The organism is Streptomyces sp. BB1-1-1 (assembly GCF_031597775.1).
Taxonomy (GTDB): domain Bacteria; phylum Actinomycetota; class Actinomycetes; order Streptomycetales; family Streptomycetaceae; genus Streptomyces; species Streptomyces thinghirensis.
In genome coordinates, this window is sequence record NZ_CP134203.1 from 2,458,322 (window position 1) to 2,479,113 (window position 20,792).

Genomic DNA, 20,792 nt, shown 5'->3' on the forward strand with positions numbered 1-20,792 from the left:
GGACTCAGCAGCCCGGGCCCAGCCCCACGGCTCAGGACTCAGCACCCCGGGCCCAGCCCCACGGCTCAGGGCTCCGAGCTCACGGCTCCGGCCTCCGGCACAGGACTCAGCACTCCAGGCTCCGGCCTCCGGCACAGGACTCAGCACTCCGGCTCCGGGCTCCGGCCCGCGACTCAGCCCTCCGGGCTCACGGCGCGAAGATGACCAGCAGCCCGAAGCCGATGCCGAGGGCGATGCCGACGATCGCGCAGATGATGCCGGCCAGGGCCTGGCCTCCGTTGGTGGCCTCGCCCCGACCCGCCTTGGCACGGCCGAGCCCGCCGAAGATGACGCCGAGGACGCCCAGGACGATCGCGAGCGGCCAAAGGCAGAAGCCGACGGCCGCGATGATGCCGAGGACCAGGCCGGCCGTGCCCATGCCGTTGCTCGGCATCGGCGTCATGCCGGGCCAGCCGAAGTAGCCCTGCGGCTGCGCACCGGGGTATCCGCCCGGGTGCCCGTACCCGCCCGGGCCGGGGTAGCCGTACGGGACCTGACCGGGGCCGTCGGGCGCGATGGGCGGCGGCGGGACCGCCGCCCGGTCCTGGACGTACGGCGGCGTCGCGGCCGGTGGCGCGAACGGGTTGGGCGCACCGGTGGCGGCTGCCGGGCCCGGCGGCGCGAAGGGATTCGGCGCACCCGTAGCGGCGGCAGTCGGTCCCGGCGGTGCGAAGGGGTTGGCGGGGCCCTTCGCCGGCGTCGTGGCGGCCGGGGCTGCCCATGGCGTGGTGTCCATGGCCGGCATGGACGTGACCGTCTGCTGGTCGTGGACGGACGGGGCCGACCAGGGAGCGGGCCCGCCCGCCGCGAGGTTGGCCCCGGGACCGCCGTCGGGCGTCGGCACGGCATCGTCCACCGGCGGCGCCCACGGGTCTGGGCCCGGCCCGGGTATCGCCGTAGGCCGGTCCTCGAAGCCCGGCCCAGGACGCGACGGCGACGGAGACGGGGACGGCTGGGCGCCCGAGGCCTCCGGCGTACCAGACCCGCTCGGCGTGCCCGGCGCCCCCGGTTTGTCGAGGCCGACCCCGGGGGCCGCGTCCGCGATGCCGTCGGAGGGCCCGTCGGTCGGCGCCGCCCACGCGTCACCGGTGCCGGTACCAGGTGACGCCGGCCGAGGCGCGTGATCGTTCCCCTGGGCTTCCGGCGTGTGCGCGTCGGCTCTCGGCGGCTGCGCTTCGTCGGGCATGGGCGGGCCCCCCTCTGTCGAACGTCCCGTCATGCTACGGCCCGTCGCCACCCGGCACGGGCCCGGCCTACGATGATCCCGAGTCACCGATCAGCCGATCACCCGCGCCCGGCCGGCCCGAACCGGCCCGGGGCGCCGCTGTGGGGAGGAACCCTTGACCGAGCACCTCGTCGACCCCGACGTCCCGCGAGACCTGCACGCCTTCATCGCCGGACTGCCCAAGGCCGAACTGCACGTCCACCACGTCGGCTCCGCCTCCCCGCGCATCGTCTCGGAACTGGCCGCGCGCCACCCCGACTCCAAGGTCCCCACCGACCCCGAGGCCCTGGTCGACTACTTCCAGTTCACGGACTTCGCCCACTTCATCGACGTGTACCTGTCCGTCGTCGACCTGATCCGCACCCCGGAGGACGTCCGGCTGCTGACGTACGAGGTGGCCCGTGACATGGCCCGGCAGCAGGTGCGGTACGCCGAGCTGACCATCACCCCGTTCTCCTCCACCCGGCGCGGCATCGACGAGGGCGCCTTCATGGCCGCGATCGAGGACGCCCGCAAGGCGGCCGAGGCCGAGTTCGGGACCGTACTGCGCTGGTGCTTCGACATTCCGGGCGAGGCCGGTACGGAGGCCGCCGAGGAGACGACGCGGCTCGCCACCGATGACCGGGTGCGCCCGGAGGGCCTGGTCTCCTTCGGGCTCGGCGGGCCCGAGATCGGGGTCTCGCGGCCGCGGTTCAAGCCCTACTTCGACCGGGCCATCGCCGCCGGCCTGCACTCGGTGCCGCACGCCGGCGAGACCACCGGCCCGCAGACGGTGTGGGACGCCCTGACCGACCTGCGCGCCGAGCGCATCGGACACGGCACCAGCTCCGCCCAGGACCCGAAGCTGCTGGCGCACCTCGCCGAGCGGCGCATCCCCCTGGAGGTGTGCCCGACCTCGAACATCGCCACCCGCGCGGTACGCACCCTGGACGAGCACCCGATCAAGGAGTTCACGCGCGCCGGTGTCCTGGTGACCATCAACTCCGACGACCCGCCGATGTTCGGCACCGACCTCAACAACGAGTACGCCGTCGCAGCCCGGCTCCTCGACCTCGACGAGCGCGGGCTCGCCGACCTGGCGAAGAACGCGGTGGAGTCGTCGTTCCAGGACGCGCAGGGCAAGGCGGCCCTCCGGGACGAGATCGACACGTACACCTCGACGTGGCTCGCATCCTCGTGAGCACCCCGCGCCGGGTGACCGCCGTGGCCCACCGCGGCGACCCCTACCTGTTCCGCGAGAACACCCTCGACTCGCTGCGTTCCGCGCTGCGCCGCGGCGCGGACGCGGTCGAGATCGACGTCCGGCTCACCCGGGACGGCGTGCCGGTGCTGCTGCACGACGAGACGCTCAAGCGCCTGTGGGAACAGGACCGCCCGCTGCACTCGCTGTCGGCGGACGAGGTGCGCGGCCTCACGGCGGGCCGGGTGCCGACGCTGGCGGAGGCGCTGGCGGCGACCGACGGCAGCCGGCTGATGCTCGACCTGCCGGGCGGACCGGGCGAGCGGGCGGCCCGGCGCATCGTGGACGTCGTCCGCGAGTGCGGGGCACAGGACCGCGTGTACTACTGCGCGGGCCCCGCCGCGATGCTCGCCGTACGGGCGGCCGATCCGGCGGCCGAAATCGCACTGACCTGGACGACGCTGGCGCCGCCCCGGCCCGCCCTGCTGGCGGCGGTCCGCCCCCGCTGGCTCAACTACCGCTTCGGGCTGGTGGACCGGCCGCTGGCCGAGCGCGTCCACGGCGACGGCTGCCTGCTGTCCGTGTGGACCCCCGACACCCGGCGCTCCATGCGCCGGCTGATCGCCCTGGGCGTCGACTCGATCACGACCAACCGCGTCGACGTACTGTGCGCCCTGCGTGACCGCGGCGGCGCCGTCACCGGCCCGCCGCCCCACGTGAGGGCGGTCGATCCCGCACAAGTCCCCTCGCCCGTAGACGACCTCCACACCCAGGGTTGATCAACGACCGCACCCAAGGTTGGTCAACGCCCCTTCCGCCGGAACCGGAGCCCGGTACCGGAACGTGCCGGCACAGTGGCCCCCGTCAGCCGCCGCGCCACCACGTGCGAAGCCGCCACCGCCACTCCCGCGAGGCCGAACCCCACGGCGAGGTCGCGCGGGCGCGTGGCGCGCAGGACACCGGCGCGGCGCAGCCGGTGGCGGGCCCACAGGGTGAACGGGACGACGACGAGGGGCGATGCCGCCGACCCGGGCGTGTAGCCGCGCACCAGCCCCGCCTGGGCGAGGTGGACCAGGCCGTGCAGACCGAAGGCGTTCAGCGCCGTCTGGTACGCGGCCGACCGGCCGCCGGTCAGCCGGCCCGCGGCGGACGCGGAGGTCACGACCGCGGCCATCACCCCCACGGCGACGGCGAACTCCCCCCCCCCACCTTTTCATCGCCCGGTGAATTCATCACACCGGTCAGTCTGCTACACCCCCACGATCCCGTTCCACCGCTTCGCGAACTCCGACCGCTCCCCCGCCGCGATGTCCCGCGCGATGGCGAGCCGTTCGCGCATCGCCGTGTCCGGGAAGATCAGCGGGTCCTCGGCCAGGGCGGCGGTCTCCTCGTCGCCGGAGGAGGCGAGTACGTCCCGGGCGGCGGGGACGGGGCAGACGTAGTTGACCCAGGCGGCCAGGTCCGCGGCGACCTCGGGCTGGTAGTAGTAGTCGATCAGCCGCTCGGCGTTGGCCTTGTGGCGGGCCAGGTTGGGGATCATCAGGGACTCCGACCACAGCTCGGCGCCCTCCTCCGGGACGACGAACTCGATGTCCGGGTCGTCCGCCTGGAGCTGGATCACGTCACCGGAGTAGGCCTGGCAGGCCAGGACGTCACCGCTGGAGAGGTCCTTGATGTAGTCGTTGCCGGTGAAGCGGCGGATCTGGCCCTTGCCCACCTGCTTCTCCACCTGGTCGCAGACCGCGTGGAAGTCGTCCGCCGTCCAGTCGGTGATGTCCACGCCGTTGCCCTGCATCAGCAGCGCGAACGCCTCGTCCATGCCGGACAGCAGGGTCACCCGGCCCTTGAGGTCCCCCGCCCACAGGTCGGACACGTGCCGGATCTCCCGGCCGAGCCTGCGGCGGTTGTAGGCGATGCCGGTGATGCCCGACTGCCAGGGCACGGTGAACTTACGGCCCGGGTCGAAGGCGGGCGAACGCAGCAGCGGGTCGAGGTACTCGGCGACGTTCGGCTGGCGGGAGCGGTCCATCTCCTGCACCCAGCCGAGCCGGACGAACCGCCCGCACATCCAGTCGCTGATGACGATCAGGTCGCGGTCGGTGGGCTGATGGTTCATCAGGGACGGGCTGATCTTGCCGAAGAACTCGTCGTTGTCGTTGATCTCCTCGATGTACTCGACGGAGATGCCCGACCGCTTCTCGAACGCCTCGAGCGTGGGCCGCCGGCTCGGGTGCTCGTCGTCGGTGTCGATGTACAGCGGCCAGTTCGCCCAGGTCAGCCGTTGCTCGGTGGCGGACCGGTCGGTCGCCGCGCGGTCGCCCGGCGCGACGTACGCGGCGGGCACACCGCAGCCGGCCAGCGCGCCGAGTGCGGCGGAGCCGCCCAGGCCGCGCAGCAGGGTCCGGCGGGAGAGCGTGGGCGTCTTCGAGAGCAAGGGCATGGCCGCAGGATCCCGCGCCCGCCCTGCCAGGGACAATCGACGCTGCGTCGAGCGCCTCCGCCCAGGCCCGACACCCTGTCGACCGGGGCGAGTTCGCGGTGCGCACGCGGCGCGGCCCCGGACGGGAATCCCGTCCGGGGCCGCGCGCACACCGGGTGCGTCACACGTCCAGGCGCGTCACACGTCCAGGCCGTCACACGTCCAGGCCGTCACGCGTCCAGCGACGTCATCACGTGCTTGATCCGGGTGTAGTCCTCGAAGCCGTACCCCGACAGGTCCTTGCCGTAGCCGGACTTCTTGAAGCCGCCGTGCGGCATCTCGGCGACCAGCGGGATGTGGGTGTTGATCCACACGCAGCCGAAGTCCAGCTTCTTGGACATCCGCATGGCGCGGCCGTGGTCCTTGGTCCACACCGAGGAGGCCAGCGCGTACTCGACGCCGTTGGCCCACTCGACGGCCTGGTCCTCGTCGCGGAAGGACTGGACGGTGATGACGGGGCCGAAGACCTCGTTCTGCACGATCTCGTCGTCCTGCTTGAGGCCCGAGACGACGGTCGGGGCGTAGAAGTAGCCCTTCTCGCCGACCTGGTGGCCGCCCGCCTCGACCTTGGCGTGCGCGGGGAGACGCTCGATGAACCCGACGACCTGCTTGAGCTGGTTCGGGTTGTTGAGCGGGCCGTACATGACGTCCTCGTCGTCCGGCTGGCCGGTCTTGATCTCGGACGCGGCCTTCGCGAGCGCGCTCACGAACTCGTCGTGGACCGACTCGTGGACCAGCACGCGAGTGGCCGCGGTGCAGTCCTGGCCGGCGTTGAAGTAGCCCGCCTCCGAGATGCCCTCGACGGCCTTGGGGATGTCGGTGTCCTCGAAGACGACGACCGGCGCCTTGCCGCCCAGCTCCAGGTGGACGCGCTTGACGTCCTTCGACGCCGACTCGGCGACCGACATGCCGGCCCGCACCGAGCCGGTGATGGAGGCCATCGCCGGGGTCTCGTGCTCGACCATCAGACGGCCGGTGTCGCGGTCGCCGCAGACGACGTTGAAGACGCCCTTGGGCACGATCGAGCCGATGATGTCGGCCATCAGGGCCGTGGACGCCGGGGTGGTGTCCGAGGGCTTCAGGACGACCGTGTTGCCCGCGGCGAGCGCCGGGGCGAACTTCCACACGGCCATCATCATCGGGTAGTTCCACGGCGCGACCTGCGCGCAGACGCCGATCGGCTCGCGGCGGATCATGGAGGTCAGGCCCTCCATGTACTCACCGGCACTGCGTCCCTCCAGCATCCGCGCCGCGCCCGCGAAGAAGCGGATCTGGTCGACCATCGGCGGGATCTCCTCGGAGCGGGTCAGCCCGATGGGCTTGCCCGTGTTCTCCACCTCGGCCGCGATCAGTTCCTCGGCCCGCTCCTCGAACGCGTCCGCGATCTTCAGCAGGGCCTTCTGCCGCTCGGCCGGGACCAGGTCCCGCCAGGCCGGGAAGGCCGCGGCGGCGGCCGCCATGGCGGCGTCCACGTCCGCCTGCCCGGACAGGGGGGCGGTCGCGTAGGCCTCGCCCGTGGCGGGGTTGACCACCTCGGTGGTCCGTCCGTCGGCGGCGTCCCGGAACTCACCGTCGATGTAGTTGCGCAGACGACGCAGCTCGGTGCTCACTGCCGGCCCTCCAAGTTCGGTGTCTACTTCAGGTCTCCCGGTGTCCGGACCCCACATCTGCTGACTGTCGGCCGTCCGAACACTGAGACACCCACCCTAGACGGAGACCCGACGTTTTCAACACCCCCGGCCGCCCCAAGGTTGCGAAATCCGTAGGGTCTGACCTCGTAGACAACGAATTTCATCGATCCGGCCTTGCAAAACTGTCGATACGTCGTGCACAGTGAAGCCGTGGCCAGTCGAAGCGCAGACCAGAAGGACTCCCGCGAGTCCAGGAACGGCGGTCCCCAGTTGGACGCCGTCTCCCTCGCCATCATCGAGCAGCTCCAGGAGGACGGCCGCCGGCCGTACGCCGCCATCGGCAAGGCCGTGGGCCTGTCGGAAGCGGCCGTGCGCCAGCGCGTCCAGAAGCTGCTCGACCAGGGCGTGATGCAGATCGTCGCCGTCACGGACCCGCTCACCGTGGGATTCCGCCGGCAGGCGATGGTCGGCGTCCGTGTCGAGGGCGACGTGGAGTCCGTCGCCGACGCGGTGACGGCCATGTCCGAATGCGAGTACGTGGTGATGACCGCGGGCTCCTTCGACCTGATGGTGGAGGTCGTCTGCGAGGACGACGACCACCTTCTGGACGTCATCAACAAACGCATCCGGGCCGTACCCGGAGTGCGCTCCACCGAGAGCTTCGTCTACATGAAGCTCAAGAAGCAGACCTATATGTGGGGAACCCGATAATCGTGAGCACCGACAGCCCCAAGGACCTCAGCAGGACCGCCTACGACCACCTGTGGATGCACTTCACCCGCATGTCGTCGTACGAGAACGCCCCCGTCCCCACCATCGTCCGCGGTGAGGGCACCCACATCTACGACGACAAGGGCAAGCGCTACCTCGACGGTCTCGCCGGCCTGTTCGTGGTCCAGGCCGGACACGGCCGCACGGAGCTTGCCGAGACCGCCTCGAAGCAGGCGCAGGAGCTCGCCTTCTTCCCAGTGTGGTCCTACGCCCACCCGAAGGCCGTCGAGCTGGCCGAGCGCCTGGCCAACGAGGCCCCCGGCGACCTCAACAAGGTCTTCTTCACCACCGGCGGCGGTGAGGCGGTCGAGACCGCCTGGAAGCTCGCCAAGCAGTACTTCAAGCTGACCGGCAAGCCGACCAAGTACAAGGTCATCTCCCGCGCGGTCGCCTACCACGGCACCCCGCAGGGCGCCCTGTCCATCACCGGCCTGCCGGCCCTGAAGGCCCCCTTCGAGCCGCTCGTCCCGGGCGCGCACAAGGTGCCGAACACCAACATCTACCGCGCCCCGCTCTTTGGCGACGACCCCGAGGCCTTCGGCCGCTGGGCCGCCGACCAGATCGAGCAGCAGATCCTGTTCGAGGGCCCGGAGACCGTCGCGGCCGTCTTCCTGGAGCCCGTGCAGAACGCCGGCGGCTGCTTCCCGCCCCCGCCCGGCTACTTCCAGCGGGTGCGCGAGATCTGCGACCAGTACGACGTGCTGCTCGTCTCGGACGAGGTCATCTGCGCCTTCGGCCGCCTCGGCACGACCTTCGCCTGCGACAAGTTCGGCTACGTCCCGGACATGATCACCTGCGCCAAGGGCATGACCTCGGGCTACTCCCCGATCGGCGCCTGCATCATCTCGGACCGCCTGGCCGAGCCGTTCTACAAGGGCGACAACACCTTCCTGCACGGCTACACCTTCGGCGGCCACCCGGTCTCCGCCGCGGTCGGCATCGCCAACCTCGACCTGTTCGAGCGCGAGGGCCTCAACAAGCACGTGCTGGACAACGAGGGCAACTTCCGGGCGACCCTGGAGAAGCTCCTCGACCTGCCGATCGTCGGCGACGTCCGCGGCAACGGCTTCTTCTACGGCATCGAGCTGGTCAAGGACAAGGCCACCAAGGAGTCCTTCAACGACGAGGAGACCGAGCGGATCCTGTACGGCTTCCTGTCGAAGGCGCTCTTCGACAACGGCCTGTACTGCCGTGCCGACGACCGCGGTGACCCGGTCATCCAGCTCGCCCCGCCGCTGATCTCCAACCAGGAGACCTTCGACGAGATCGAGCAGATCCTGCGCGCCACGCTGACGGAGGCGTGGGCGAAGCTCTGATCCGGACAGATTTCCGATCATCCGTCTGGAAGATCATCACCGGCCCCGGCGCCGCCCGTTCGAGTGAGAACGGCGGCCCGGGGCCGCGTGCTGTCCGGCTTCCCCCGCGGCGACTCCTTACCGTGCCCAGTGACCGATCGGCCCCGCCTTCGTTCCCCCGGAAGAGGGACGTGACCGGGGAAATACGGATCAGAACCGAGGTGTACGCCCATGGAGGCCCCGCCGGACAACGACGTGCTCTGGGCCCGCGCCCTGCGCTTCCAGCACCACGACGGCTCCCCCGCGCTTCAAGGCGTGTCGCTCGGCGTCCGCGAGGGCGAGATCCTCGCCGTGAGCGGCCCGCGCGGCAGTGGCAAGACCACGCTGCTCAGGTGTCTGTCCGGGCTGGTCCGGCCGCAGGACGGCGAGGTGTGGTTCAACAGCGTGCCGATGCACACCATGGGCCCGCTCGGCCGCGAACGACTGCGCCGCGACCGCTTCGGCTGGATCGACCCCGCCCCCGTGCTCGTGCCGGAACTCAACGCCTGGGAGAACGCCGCCCTCCCCCTCATGCTGCGCGGCGCCGGCCGTCGCCGGGCCAAGACCGCCGCCCTGGAGTGGCTGGAGCGTCTCGACGTGGGCGACAAGGCCCGCCGGCGCCCGCACGAACTCCAGCAGGCCGAGCGGCAGCGCGTCTGCATCGCCCGCGCGCTCGCCGTCACCCCCGCGGTCCTCTTCGCCGACGAGCCGACGGCCCCCCTGCACAGCGCCGACCGCGCCCACGTCCTGCGGACCCTCACCACGGCGGCCCGCTCGCACGGCATCACCGTCCTCCTCGCCACGCACGACGCGCGGACCGCCGCCCTGGCGGACCGCACGGTGACACTGCTGGACGGACGCCAGGTTCGGACCGTGCACCTGCCCCCGGTCTCCGAGACAGCGGTGGCCACCGGGGCCACGGCAGCCACGGGAGCCACGGGAGCCACGCGAACAACCGACGTCACAGGGACCACTGGAACCTCCGGAACGGAAGGCCTGGCGGCGTGCTCGCTCTCCGCCTGACCCGCGCCGCCCACCTCGCCGTCCAACTGCGCCGACTGCTGGTCGCGGTGGCCTCGGCGGGCACGGGCTTCCTGCTGCTGTGCGCCCTCGGCCACGCGATGACCCACCCGGGCACACCCGGCGCCTCCGCCCTCCGCCTGGCCTGGTGCACGGCGCCCCTCGCCGCCACGGTGTACCTCGCGGTCGCCGTGGCCCGCACCGACCCCGGCACCCGGCCCCGCCCCGGGCTGTCGGCGATCGGCCTGGGTCCCGGCCGCCTGATGGCCGTATCGGCGACGACCACGGCCCTGACCGGCGCGTTCGGCTCGGTGGTGGCCCTGCTCGTCTTCCTCCACCTGCGCGGCGACCTGACCGGCCGGCCCTTCGAGGGCGCCGTTTCCGACGCCCTGGCAGTCGGCCAAGCCCTCCCCTTCCCGGCGGCGCTGACGCTGCTGAGCCTGGTACCGGCCACCGCCTCGGCCGCAGTGGCGCTCACACTGCGCCCCCGCGAGCCCCGGCCCACCCCGCCCACCGGCTCCCGTCGCTACGGCCGCTTCGGCGCGTACGGCTGGGGGGCGGCCCGCGAGACCTTCGGCACATACGGCCGCTTCGGCGCCCGCCTGGCCCCGGCCTCACCCACGGGCAGCCCCACCGCACCACCAGCGGGCAGCCCCACCGCACCACCTGCGGGCAGCTCCGGCGCAAACCCCGCGGGCGGCCCCGCCGCATCCCTCGCGCGCGGCCTCGCCGCACCCCCCGCCGCACCCACCGCCGGCAACCCCACCGCACCCCCCGCTGGCAGCCCCGCCACAACCACCACCGGCAACCCCGCCACACCCCCCGCCGGCAACCCCGCCACACCCCCCGCCGGCAACCCCGCCACACCCCCCGCGGGCGGCCTCGCCGCACCCCCTGCGGGCAGTCGTGCCGCTGGGGCGGCACGGGTGGGCGCAGGCGGCGCCCTGCTGACGCAGGCCAGTGCCACCCACCCGGCACCCCCGACGGACGCCCCGCAGCCGACGCCGGACGCCGTACCCGACCGCCCGACCCCGCCCCCGCCCCCGCCCCCGCCCCCGCCCCCGCCCGAGGCCACAACCACAACCACACCCCCGCCCACGCCCACACCCCGCCCCCAGAACACCACCACCCTCCCCTGGGGCATCGCCGTCCTCACCGCAGGCCTCGCCGTGGAGACCTACGCCGGCAACACGGCCGCCCCCACCCCCGACGCCACCCCCTCCGCCGGCGTCCTCTTCGGCTGGGCCCTCACCGTCCTGGGCCTCGCCATGGCCGGCCCCGGCCTCACCCACCTGTGCGGCCGCCTGCTCCAGACCGCCCGCCCCGGCGCCCTGCGCCTCTTGGCCGGCCGAGTCCTGATGGAGGAGTCGCACCGCGTCGGCCGCCCCCTCGGCGTCGTCTGCGCCGTGGCCTCCGCGGCCTACGCGGGGACCGTCCTGTACGGCACGGACGGACCGGACTTCGGCCCGCTGAGCGTCCTCGGCGCCCTCCTGGTCGCCGGCTGCACGGTGGCCACCCTCCTCACCGCGGCCGTCGAGGCCAAGCACGCCCGCGCCGACACGACGGACGCCCTGCTGCGGCTGGGCGCGCCCCCGGCCACCCTGCGCGCCGCCGCCGCCGTGCGCGCCGGCGCGCTGCTCGCCCTGTTCGGCCCGTTGACCCTGATCGTCGCGCAGCTGGCGTCACTGCCCTTGGCCGGCTGACCAAAAAAGATTCTCGAAGAAATTCGCGAACCAGCGATGAGTTCCGCCCGCCCCTCGCGTCTAACCCTTCGAACGGCACGACAACAGCAGGACACCGACGGGAGAGGCCCTCATGTACCAGCAGATGATCTTCGTGAACCTGGCCACCAACAACCTCGACGCCTCGAAGAAGTTCTTCACCGGGCTCGGCTACGAGATCAACGCCCAGTTCAGCGACGACACCACCGCGTCGATCCCGCTGAGCGAGACCATCGTCGTGATGGTGCACACGCCGGAGAAGTACCGCCAGTTCACGAAGAAGGACATCGTGGACTCGACGAAGTCCAGCGAGGTGCTGATCGCGCTGAGCGCCGAGAGCCGCGAGAAGGTCGACGAGCTGGTGGAGAAGGCGGTCGCGGCCGGCGGTTCGGTCTCCGGCGAGACCCAGGACCACGGCTTCATGTACGGCCGGGCCTTCGACGACATCGACGGCCACACCTTCGAGGTCGTGTGGATGGACCCGGCGGCGGTCGAGGGCTGAGCCGGGCGCATGCCTAGCATGGGCGGGTGGATCCGACACCCGCCCGGCCCAAGGCCCGGTCACAGGCCCAGCCCCAGTCCCACCACGCCTGCCACGACCGGGAGATCGAGAGCCTCGCCGAGTTCGACTCCGTCGTCTCGGCGCACGGCACACTCGCCCACTACCGCGTCCAGGCCGTCGATCTGACGGCCCGTACGGACGCCCTGATGTCCGCGGACTCCACGGGCGCCGTCTTCCTCGGCTGCCCGATGGCACCCGAAGCGGCCACCCGGGTGCGCGCCGCCGGCGCCCTGGTCTTCCCGCCCATACCGGGCCTGCCCTTCGATCCGTACCGCGGACGCGTCTACTCCCCCGACGAGCTGTTCGCCCGTCTCGACGAGGGCTACGAGGCGACACCGGACGCCCTCGCCCACGACTGGTTCCAGCAGACCAAGGCGGACGGCGACGTCTTCGCCTCCATGCTGCGGGCGATCCACGACGACGCCGTCTCCGACGCGATCGACGAACTCCTCACCGGCGCCCGGGTGGTGGGCGTCATGGGCGGTCACGCCATGGCGCGCGGCACCAGGTCGTACGCGGGCGCCGCGCGCCTGGGCCGCGAACTGGCCCGCGCCGGTTTCACCGTGGCCACCGGCGGCGGTCCGGGCGCGATGGAGGCGGCGAACCTCGGCGCCTACGCGGCCCCGTTCGACGACGGGATGCTGGACGACGCGCTGCTGCTCCTCGCCAAGGTCGCGTCGTTCACCCCGTCGATCACCGACTGGGCGCGGTCCGCGTTCGAGGTCCGTGAACGCTGGCCCGGAGGCGGCGCCTCGGTCGGCATCCCCACCTGGTTCTACGGCCACGAGCCGCCCAACGCCTTCGCCACGCACATCGCCAAGTACTTCGCCAACGCCACCCGCGAGGACGGCCTGCTGGCCCGCTCCAACGCGGGCGTGGTCTTCCTGCCGGGCGCCGCCGGGACCGTACAGGAGATCTTCGACAACGCGACGCCGAACTACTACGAGTCGCGGGGCGAGCCCACGCCGATGGTGCTGGTGGACCGGGCGCACTGGACGGAGAAGCTCCCCGCGTGGCCGCTCCTCACGTCGCTCGCCGAGGGGCGGACGATGGAGTCCCGGATCGCGCTCGTCGACCGGATCGAGGAGGCTCCGGAAGCGCTGAAACGTCTCGGCGGTTAATAAGACGGCAAAGCCAACGCCCTTGACCGGCATATGCGTTGACACTGCTTATGCACCGCTTATAGACCAGTGAGGCTCGTGGGTGTGCTGATGCCGCTCATCACGCGTCAGCACCCTCTCCACCCCCCGCATCTGCGCTCCCGTAAAGGACAAACGTGGCAGTCCTGTCCATACTCAGAAGCACGGCATCCCGCCGTGGCGTTCGTGCCCTCGGCGTCGCCTCCGCCTCGGTGGCCCTGGCGATCGGCGCCGCCGGCAACGCGCTCGCCTGCGACATCAGCGAGTTCTCCGCCGCCGCCAAGTGCGAAGGCGACAAGGGTGTCATCACCGTCACCGACGTGGACCCGGCCGGCATCCCCGCCACCGTCACCGTCTACCTGCAGAACAACGGTGCCGACGCCGAGAAGATCGGCGAGCAGGTGGTCAAGGGCTCGCGCGAGGGCAGCACCATCACCTTCGCCGCGGACTGGCAGCCGAACGCCGAGTACCGCATCCATGTCAAGGCCGACAGTTACGTCGACGAGGACATCAAGCCGAACCTCGTGACCCCGTCGACCCCCTGCAAGACGGAGGACACCCCGACCCCGACTCCGACCCCGTCGGAAAGCTCCTCCACCCCGGCCGAGGAAACGGAGACGCCGACCCCGGCACCGTCCACGTCGGCCCCGGCTCCGTCGCAGAGCGAGAGCACCGCTCCGGCGGCCGTGCCGAGCGACAACGCCCCGTCCCCGGCGGCCGGTGAGTCCAACCTCGCCGAGACCGGCGCGGGCTCCAACACCGGCATGATCGCCGGCGTCGCGGCGGCCCTGGTCGCCATCGGTGGCGGCGCGGTCTTCTTCGGCCTGCGCCGTCGCGGGGCGAACAGCGACCGCTGACGCCTCGCGCCTCCGTACGCAGCGGTGGCCCGTCCCCGGCCGGGGACGGGCCACCGTCACGTCGTCTCGCCTGGCGTCGCCTGGCGTCGCCTCAGCCGAACGCCGCGTTCTCCAGCCAGAGTTCCAGCAGCTCGCGGTCGCCGATCACCTGGAGTCCGGGGGTGTCCAGCGGGAGCCTGCGGTAGAAGGCCAGCAGCACGTCCGTGAGCGGCCCCCGCAGGGCCACGCTCGCCTTCTCGTGGCCGCGGCGCCAGGTGACGCCCTCCTCGGGCAGCTCGATCAGCCATTCGGCGTCGAGGTCCGCGGCGGTGTCGGTGGCGTGCAGGTGGATGCTCCGGCCGGGCGCCCGCAGTCCCTTGGCCGACCCGTCGGGAAGAACCCGCTGCACGAACTGCGCGATCTCCAGCCACTCGTCGATCGAGTCGGCCGCCACCTCGGCGGCGACCGGCTCGAACGGACGGCCCGCCGCGAGGGCCGCGTCCGCCCCGTGGACGACCAGCTCGTGCGTCATCCGGCGGGCCCAGTAGCCCGCGGTGTGGTCCCCGGACCACGACCACGCCCGCCCGTCCGGTCCGGCTTCCCGCAGCGCGCGCACGACCAACTCACCGGTCTCCGCCAGCCACGCCTCCAGCGCGGCCGTGTCCCCCGTCACCGGCGGACCCTCGGCTCCCGGCGCACGGTCCAACGGGACCTCCTCCTCGGCGCGGGTGCGGACGGTCAGCTCCGTCCAGCGCAGGGCGCGGCCGACGTGCCGCACCAGGTCCTCCAGCGTCCAGTCCGGGCAGGTCGGCACGGTGGCGGACAGGTCGGCGCCGGAGGACAGCACGGCACCGAACCGGCCCACCTGATGGGCGATCTCATCGCAGTAACGGTCATGCGCGAGGCGTGTCATGCCTTCACCCTACGAGCCGGACGATCATCGCAACACGACGATTTCCGCCCCGTCGAACTCCACCCCCACCGTGTCCCCGACCCCCGGAGCCGCCCGCAGCGCGCACGCCGCCTCCAGGCGCGGCGCGTCCTCGGGCTGGAGGTGGACGGCGACGTGGGTGCCCCGGAAGGTGCGTGCGGTGACCGTGCAGCGCAGGCCCTCGTCGGCGGCCACCATGCGCACGCCGGCGGGCCGGACGAGCAGGGTACGGGCGCCCTGCGGGGCGTCCTCGGGGACCGGCACCTTGCCCCACGGGGTGTCGGCGGCCTGCCCGGTGACGGTCGCGTCGACCACGTTGTCGAAACCGAGGAAGCGGGCCACGAAGGCGTCGGCGGGCCGCTGCCACACCTCCAGCGGCGTCCCCGACTGGGCGATCCGCCCGTCCCGCATCACCACGACCCGGTCGGCGAGCGCGAATGCCTCCCCCTGGTCGTGCGTCACGGCGAGCACGGTCGTACCCAACCGGCCGAACAGCTCCCGTAGTTCGACGACGAGGCGCTCCCGCAGCGAGCGGTCGAGCTGGCCGAGCGGCTCGTCCAGCATCAGCAGGCGGGGCCGGGGCGCGAGGGCGCGGGCCAGCGCCACCCGCTGCTGCTCACCGCCGGAGAGCGCGGCGACGGACCGGTGCTCGGCGCCCGGCAGCCCGACCAGCTCCAGCAACTCCCCCACCCGCTCCCGCTGTCCGGCGCGGGAGGCGCCGCGCATCCGCGGTCCGAAGGCGATGTTTCCGGCCACGTCCCGCTGCGGGAAGAGCTGGTGGTCCTGGAACATCAGCCCGACCTCGCGCTTGTGCGCGGGCACCCCGGACTGGTCCCGCCCGTCCAGCGTCACCCGCCCGGCGTCCAGCGGCTGGAGCCCGGCGACCGCCCGCAGCAGCGTCGACTTGCCGCTGCCGCTGGGCCCGAGCACGCACACCACCTCGTGCTCGGCGACCCCCAGGTCGACGGCGTCGAGCACGGCCCGCCCGCCGAAACGGACGGTCGCGCCTTCGAGGCTCAGCAGCATCCGTAGAACTCCCGCATCCGTAGAACTCCGCGCATCCCTAGAACTCCCCGCTCCGGTCGGTCCGCAGCCGCTCCAGCACCACCAGGGCCACGGCGCACACCAGCATCAGAATCGTCGACAGGGCCATCGCCTGGCCGTAGTTCATGTCCCCGGGCCTCCCCAGCAGCCGCGCCACGGCCACCGGCAGCGTCGGGTTGTCCGGCCGCGCGATGAACACGGTCGCCCCGAACTCTCCGAGCGACACCGCGAAGGCGAACCCGGCCGCGACCAGCAGTGCCCGCCGCACCATCGGCAGGTCCACCTCCCGCCACACCCGCCACGGCGACGCCCCGAGCACCGCCGCCACCTCCCGCAGCCGTACGTCCACCGCCCGCAGCACCGGCAGCATGGTCCGTACGACGAAGGGGACGCCGACCAGCGCCTGCGCGAGCGGCACGAGGATCCAGGAGGCTCTGAGATCCAGCGGGGGTTCGTCCAGCGCGATCAGGAACCCGAAGCCGACCGTCACGGCGGACACCCCGAGCGGCAGCATCAGCAGCGCGTCGAAACCGCGTACGAAGCGGCCCGCGTCGCGGCGGGTGAGCGCGGTGGCGGCCAGCGCGCCGATCACCACGGCGATGGCGGTGGCGGCGACGGCGTACTGGAGGCTGTTGCCGATGGCCTCGATCGGCGGGACGAGGAAGGTGCCGCCGTCCTCCTGGGTCAGCGCCCGGTAGTAGCCGAACCCGGGCGCACCGAGCGACCGCTCGACCAGCACGGCGAGCGGCAGCACCAGCAGCACGGCGACGGTGACCAGGACCCCGGCCAGCAGCGCCCACTGCCCGGTCCCGCGCGGCCGGCGCGCGGTCGTGGCCGCGTCCACCAGCCGCAGGGCCGTCTCCCGCCGCCGTACCGTCCAGGCGTGCACGGCGAGGATGGCGGCCACCGCGCCGAACTGGATCAGCGTCAGCACGGCGGCCGTGGACAGGTCGAAGATCTGCGAGGTCTGCCGGTAGATCTCCACCTCCAGGGTGGAGAAGGCGGGTCCGCCGAGGATCTGGACGACGCCGAAGGAGGTGAAGGTGAACAGGAACACCATCAGCGCGGCGGCGGCCACGGCGGGCGCGAGCGCGGGCAGCGTCACCTGCCGCCAGGCCTTCAGCCGCGAGGCGCCGAGCATCCGCGCGGCCTCCTCCTGCCGCGGGTCGAGCTGCGACCAGAGGCCGCCGACGGTGCGTACGACGACGGCGTAGTTGAAGAAGACGTGCGCGAGCAGGATCGCCCACACGGTGGTGTCCAGCCGTACGCCCCACAGCTCGTCGAGCAGCCCGCCGCGTCCGACCAGCGCCAGGAACGCCGTACCGACGACGACCGTCGGCAGCACGAACGGCACGGTCACCACGGCCCGCAGAACCTGCTTGCCGGGGAAGTCGAACCGGGCGAAGACGTACGCGCCGGGCAGTGCGACGAGCAGGGTGAGCGCGGTGGAGGCCAGCGCCTGCCAGGTGGTGAACCACAGCACCTGCTGTACGTCGGACTGGGCGAGCACGTCCCCGATCCGCCCGAACCGCCAGGATCCGTCGATCTCCAGTCCGCGCGCGACGATCGCGGCGACCGGGTAGGCGAAGAACACCGCGAAGAACGCGACGGGCACGGCCATCAGGGCCAGCCGCGCCGCGCTCCCGCGCGAAGTCCTGGCCTTGCCTACTTCAGTACGAGTGAGGTCCACGACTTGACCCACTGGTCGCGATTGCCGGCGATCTTCGCCGGGTCCATGGTCTGCGGGTCCTCGGCCTGCGGCCCGAACTTCCGGAACGCCTCGGGGATCCGCGCGCCCTCCCGCACCGGATAGACGAACATGTTCAGCGGCATGTCCTCCTGGAACTCCTTGCCGATGAGGAAGTCGAGGAGTGCCTTGCCGCCCTCGGTGTTCTCGGCGTTGCCCAGCAGGCCCGCGTACTCGACCTGACGGAAGCAGGTGCCGGTGGCGACGCCCGTCGGCGCGGTGTCGGGCTGCGGGTCGGCGTAGATCACCTCGGCGGGCGGGGACGAGGCGTAGGAGACGACGAGCGGGCGGTCGCCCTTGGCCTTCTTGCCGCCGGACGAACCGGAGAACTCCTCGTTGTACGCCTGCTCCCAGCCGTCGACGACCTTGACGCCGTTCGCCTTCAGCTTCTTCCAGTAGTCCTGCCAGCCGTCGTCCCCGTACTCGGCGGCGGTGCCGAGCAGGAAGCCGAGACCGGGCGAGGAGGTGCCCGCGTTCTCGGTGACGAGCAGGTCCTTGTACTCGGGCTTGATCAGGTCGTCGAAGGAGTCCGGCGGGGTCAGCTTGTGCTTGCTGAAGTACGCCTTGTCGTAGTTGACACAGATGTCGCCGGTGGTGACGGGCGTGACCCGGTGCTTATCCTGGTCGGCCCGGTACTCGGGGCGGATACGGTCGGAGCCCTTCGCCTCGTACGGCTGGAACAGCCCGTTGTCGAGCGCGCGGGACAGCAGCGTGTTGTCGACGCCGAAGAAGACGTCGCCCTGGGGGTTGTCCTTGGTGAGGATGGCCTTGTTGACGGCCTGCCCGGCGTCGCCGTCCTCCAGCACCCGGACCTTGTAGCCGGAGCTCTTCTCGAAGGCGGCGATGACGTCCTTCGAGGCGGCCCACGAGTTGTGGCTGACGAGGGTCACGGTCTTGGAGTCGCCGGAGCCCTGGCTGCCGCCGTCGGACGACGATCCGCAGGCGGCCAGGCCGCCGACCATGCCGAGCCCGACGGCAAGGACGGTGGCCCTCTTGGTGATGCTCACTGAATTCCTCCTGGGTGACCAGGAGAAGACGCGGCCCCGCCCGGAACCCTGGCGAGGGTCCCGGGCAGGGCGCAACAGCTCGAGTGGTGACCGATCTCCCTACCCAGAATGACCTGGGCCAGGTTCGGAGGGTCTGCGGCCGGTGCCGCACTCTCAGCGCTGTGGCGCTCCCCTGTCGGAATATGAAGATGTGGTTCCGGACGTACTTCCGTATGAAGTTGTCGTACGACGGTGTACGACGCCGGTCAGGTTACCGCTCGCTCGCGGCGAGCTGACCACACGCCCCGTCGATCTCCTGACCACGGGTGTCCCGGATCGTCACCGGCACACCGTGCGCCGCGATCGCCTCGACGAACGCCTTCTCGTCCTCGGGCCGTGAAGCGGTCCACTTCGAGCCGGGCGTGGGGTTGAGCGGGATGAGGTTGACGTGCACGGGCCTGCCCTTGAGCATCCGCCCGAGCCGGTCGCCGCGCCAGGCCTGGTCGTTGATGTCCCGGATCAGCGCGTACTCGATCGACAGCCGCCGGCCCGACCGCTCCGCGTACTCGAACCCGGCGTCCAGCACCTCACGCACCTTCCAGCGCGTGTTGACCGGGACGAGGGTGTCGCGCAGCTCGTCGTCGGGGGCGTGCAGCGAGATGGCGAGGCGGCACTTGAAGCCCTCGTCGGCGAAACGGTGGATCGCCGGCACGAGGCCGACCGTGGAGACGGTGATGCCGCGCTGGGAGAGCCCCAGTCCGTCGGGCTCGGGGTCGGTGAGGCGGCGGATGGAGCCGACGACGCGGTTGTAGTTGGCGAGGGGCTCGCCCATGCCCATGAACACGATGTTGCTCAGCCGGGCCGGTCCTCCGGGGACCTCACCGTCCCGCAGGGCGCGCATCCCGTCCACGATCTGGTGCACGATCTCGGCGGTGGACAGATTCCGGTCCAGACCCGCCTGCCCCGTGGCACAGAACGGGCAGTTCATACCGCAGCCCGCCTGGGAGCTGATGCACATGGTCACCCGGTCCGGGTAGCGCATGAGGACGGACTCGACGAGCGTCCCGTCGAACAGCTTCCACAGCGTCTTGCGGGTGGTGCCCTGGTCGGTCGACAGGTGCCGCACCACCGACATCAGCTCGGGCAGCAGCGCCTCCCGGAGCCCCTGGCGCGAGCCGGCGGGGATGTCGGTCCACTGCTCGGGGTCGTGCGCGTACCGCGCGAAGTAGTGCTGCGAGAGCTGCTTCGCACGGAACGGCTTCTCGCCGATCGCGGCGACGGCCTCCTTGCGCTCGGCGGGCGTGAGGTCGGCGAGGTGCCGCGGCGGCTTCTTGGCTGCGCGGGGGGCGACGAATGTGAGTTCTCCGGGCTTAGGCATGACTCAACCAGTGTCGCAGATCGACTTGGGTGGCCTGCCTGCGGGAGACCAGGCCCGGCGTGACCGAGCGCCGGCAGATCCCGCGGCGCCGCATCGCCGCTTGACCTGGACCAAACTTGAGCTTTTAGGCTCCGTTCAAGACCGCGGGAACGATCCGCAGAAACGATCCGTAGGAACCGATCAACGTGCCTTTTCGAGGAGGTTCGCCATGAGCGAGCACACAGCCCACTTCGAGATCCCCGACCGCTACCGCTATGCGGTGATCCCGCACATCATGGTCGACGACGCCGCCGCGGCGATCGACTTCTACCAGCGGGCGTTCGGCGCCCATGAGAACTTCCGGATCGATGCTCCGGGCGGTGGGATCATGCACGCCGAGATCACCATCGGGCGGTCGACGCTGATGCTGGGCGACTCCAGCGTGGACGAGGCGGAGGCCGCCTCCTTCGCCGCGCCGGCCTCGCTGGGCGGGGGCACGTCCGTCACGTTGCACGTCTTCGTGCCGGACGTGGACAGTCTGGCGGAGCGGGCGGAGGCCGCCGGCGCGGAGATCCTGCAGCCGCCGAAGGACATGTTCCACGGTGACCGCACCGTCATCCTCAAGGACCCTTCGGGCCACATGTGGGTGTTCCTGACCCACATCGAGGACGTCTCGGAGGAGGAGCTGCGGCGCCGCCTGACCGCTGCCGGGTGACCGCGATGGCCGTAGGCGCGGTGACCGGAACGGATAGCGAGAGGCCCGCCGCCCAGGGGACGGCGGGCCTTACCC

Annotated in this window: 17 protein-coding genes, 2 pseudogenes and 1 riboswitch; of the genes and pseudogenes, 10 read left to right on the forward strand and 9 right to left on the reverse strand. The window is 71.8% G+C overall.

The window, feature by feature from the left end:
• Window positions 1-187: 187 nt before the first annotated feature.
• Window positions 188-883: a DUF4190 domain-containing protein gene (locus RI578_RS11245; RefSeq protein ID WP_310870970.1), complete on the reverse strand. Its 696-nt coding sequence runs from the start codon at window positions 881-883 to the stop codon at window positions 188-190.
• 356 nt (window positions 884-1,239) lie between these two features.
• Here RI578_RS11245 and RI578_RS11250 point away from each other — a divergent pair.
• A pseudogene (locus RI578_RS11250) lies at window positions 1,240-2,444 on the forward strand (adenosine deaminase).
• Window positions 2,441-3,223: a glycerophosphodiester phosphodiesterase gene (locus RI578_RS11255; RefSeq protein WP_310875737.1), complete on the forward strand. Its 783-nt coding sequence runs from the start codon at window positions 2,441-2,443 to the stop codon at window positions 3,221-3,223. The pseudogene RI578_RS11250 and the gene RI578_RS11255 overlap by 4 nt, the downstream one beginning before the upstream one ends.
• 23 nt (window positions 3,224-3,246) lie before the next feature.
• Here RI578_RS11255 and RI578_RS11260 read toward each other — a convergent pair.
• The 3 genes and pseudogenes from RI578_RS11260 to RI578_RS11270 form a co-directional block, all read right to left on the reverse strand.
• Window positions 3,247-3,648: pseudogene (locus tag RI578_RS11260) on the reverse strand (HXXEE domain-containing protein); the annotation flags it as partial.
• A 45-nt stretch (window positions 3,649-3,693) separates the two neighbouring features.
• Window positions 3,694-4,884: an extracellular solute-binding protein gene (locus RI578_RS11265; protein WP_310870971.1), complete on the reverse strand. Its 1,191-nt coding sequence runs from the start codon at window positions 4,882-4,884 to the stop codon at window positions 3,694-3,696.
• Window positions 4,885-5,093: 209 nt separating this feature from the next.
• A complete protein-coding gene (locus RI578_RS11270; RefSeq protein ID WP_310870972.1) occupies window positions 5,094-6,533 on the reverse strand; it encodes a gamma-aminobutyraldehyde dehydrogenase in 1,440 nt (479 codons plus the stop codon).
• Between the two features lie 216 nt (window positions 6,534-6,749).
• On the opposite strand from RI578_RS11270, the gene RI578_RS11275 reads away from it, so the two are divergent.
• The 7 genes from RI578_RS11275 (at window position 6,750) to RI578_RS11305 (ending at window position 13,958) form a co-directional block, all read left to right on the forward strand.
• The gene (locus RI578_RS11275; protein WP_210960361.1) at window positions 6,750-7,265 is read left to right on the forward strand and encodes an Lrp/AsnC family transcriptional regulator; all 516 of its coding nucleotides are present in this window, start codon (window positions 6,750-6,752) and stop codon (window positions 7,263-7,265) included.
• A gap of 2 nt (window positions 7,266-7,267) precedes the next feature.
• Window positions 7,268-8,641, forward strand: coding sequence for an aspartate aminotransferase family protein (locus tag RI578_RS11280; protein ID WP_310870973.1), 1,374 nt, complete (start codon window positions 7,268-7,270; stop codon window positions 8,639-8,641).
• Window positions 8,642-8,851: 210 nt separating this feature from the next.
• Window positions 8,852-9,682 (forward strand): ATP-binding cassette domain-containing protein, encoded by an 831-nt coding sequence (locus RI578_RS11285; protein ID WP_310870974.1) that lies wholly within the window; start codon window positions 8,852-8,854, stop codon window positions 9,680-9,682.
• The gene (locus RI578_RS11290; protein WP_399059899.1) at window positions 9,664-11,382 is read left to right on the forward strand and encodes a hypothetical protein; all 1,719 of its coding nucleotides are present in this window, start codon (window positions 9,664-9,666) and stop codon (window positions 11,380-11,382) included. The genes RI578_RS11285 and RI578_RS11290 overlap by 19 nt, the downstream gene beginning before the upstream one ends.
• A gap of 112 nt (window positions 11,383-11,494) precedes the next feature.
• Window positions 11,495-11,902: a VOC family protein gene (locus RI578_RS11295; protein ID WP_310870975.1), complete on the forward strand. Its 408-nt coding sequence runs from the start codon at window positions 11,495-11,497 to the stop codon at window positions 11,900-11,902.
• A gap of 26 nt (window positions 11,903-11,928) precedes the next feature.
• Window positions 11,929-13,083: an LOG family protein gene (locus tag RI578_RS11300; RefSeq protein ID WP_310870976.1), complete on the forward strand. Its 1,155-nt coding sequence runs from the start codon at window positions 11,929-11,931 to the stop codon at window positions 13,081-13,083.
• 155 nt (window positions 13,084-13,238) lie between these two features.
• Complete coding sequence (locus RI578_RS11305) at window positions 13,239-13,958, forward strand: LAETG motif-containing sortase-dependent surface protein (protein WP_310870977.1); 720 nt, start codon at window positions 13,239-13,241, stop codon at window positions 13,956-13,958.
• Window positions 13,959-14,049: 91 nt separating this feature from the next.
• Here the strand turns inward: RI578_RS11305 and RI578_RS11310 are convergent, their stop codons facing one another.
• The 5 genes from RI578_RS11310 to rlmN form a co-directional block, all read right to left on the reverse strand.
• Window positions 14,050-14,850, reverse strand: coding sequence for a maleylpyruvate isomerase family mycothiol-dependent enzyme (locus RI578_RS11310; RefSeq protein ID WP_310870978.1), 801 nt, complete (start codon window positions 14,848-14,850; stop codon window positions 14,050-14,052).
• Window positions 14,851-14,874: 24 nt separating this feature from the next.
• Window positions 14,875-15,894 carry an ABC transporter ATP-binding protein gene (locus RI578_RS11315; RefSeq protein ID WP_310870979.1) on the reverse strand — a complete coding sequence of 340 codons (1,020 nt, stop codon included), beginning with the start codon at window positions 15,892-15,894 and terminating at the stop codon, window positions 14,875-14,877.
• A gap of 37 nt (window positions 15,895-15,931) precedes the next feature.
• Window positions 15,932-17,533, reverse strand: a complete 1,602-nt coding sequence (locus RI578_RS11320) for an iron ABC transporter permease (protein WP_310870980.1) — start codon at window positions 17,531-17,533, stop codon at window positions 15,932-15,934.
• 44 nt (window positions 17,534-17,577) lie between these two features.
• Window positions 17,578-18,666 carry a thiamine ABC transporter substrate-binding protein gene (locus RI578_RS11325; RefSeq protein ID WP_310870981.1) on the reverse strand — a complete coding sequence of 363 codons (1,089 nt, stop codon included), beginning with the start codon at window positions 18,664-18,666 and terminating at the stop codon, window positions 17,578-17,580.
• 78 nt (window positions 18,667-18,744) lie between these two features.
• Window positions 18,745-18,850, reverse strand: a riboswitch (TPP riboswitch).
• 66 nt (window positions 18,851-18,916) lie between these two features.
• Window positions 18,917-20,023: a 23S rRNA (adenine(2503)-C(2))-methyltransferase RlmN gene (gene rlmN / locus RI578_RS11330; protein WP_310870982.1), complete on the reverse strand. Its 1,107-nt coding sequence runs from the start codon at window positions 20,021-20,023 to the stop codon at window positions 18,917-18,919.
• A 208-nt stretch (window positions 20,024-20,231) separates the two neighbouring features.
• Here rlmN and RI578_RS11335 point away from each other — a divergent pair, with 208 nt between their 5' ends.
• A complete protein-coding gene (locus RI578_RS11335; RefSeq protein WP_310870983.1) occupies window positions 20,232-20,717 on the forward strand; it encodes a VOC family protein in 486 nt (161 codons plus the stop codon).
• Window positions 20,718-20,792: the final 75 nt, after the last annotated feature.

Bases quoted from the DNA above. Each gene is read 5' to 3' on its own strand.
- RI578_RS11265 (WP_310870971.1), bottom strand. From the start codon at position 4,884: ATGCCCTTGCTCTCGAAGACGCCCACGCTCTCCCGCCGGACCCTGCTG.
- RI578_RS11285 (WP_310870974.1), top strand. From the start codon at position 8,852: ATGGAGGCCCCGCCGGACAACGACGTGCTCTGGGCCCGCGCCCTGCGC.
- RI578_RS11295 (WP_310870975.1), top strand. From the start codon at position 11,495: ATGTACCAGCAGATGATCTTCGTGAACCTGGCCACCAACAACCTCGAC.
- RI578_RS11310 (WP_310870978.1), bottom strand. From the start codon at position 14,850: ATGACACGCCTCGCGCATGACCGTTACTGCGATGAGATCGCCCATCAG.
- RI578_RS11315 (WP_310870979.1), bottom strand. From the start codon at position 15,894: ATGCTGCTGAGCCTCGAAGGCGCGACCGTCCGTTTCGGCGGGCGGGCC.
- RI578_RS11320 (WP_310870980.1), bottom strand. From the start codon at position 17,533: ATGGCCGTGCCCGTCGCGTTCTTCGCGGTGTTCTTCGCCTACCCGGTC.
- rlmN (WP_310870982.1), bottom strand. From the start codon at position 20,023: ATGCCTAAGCCCGGAGAACTCACATTCGTCGCCCCCCGCGCAGCCAAG.
- RI578_RS11335 (WP_310870983.1), top strand. From the start codon at position 20,232: ATGAGCGAGCACACAGCCCACTTCGAGATCCCCGACCGCTACCGCTAT.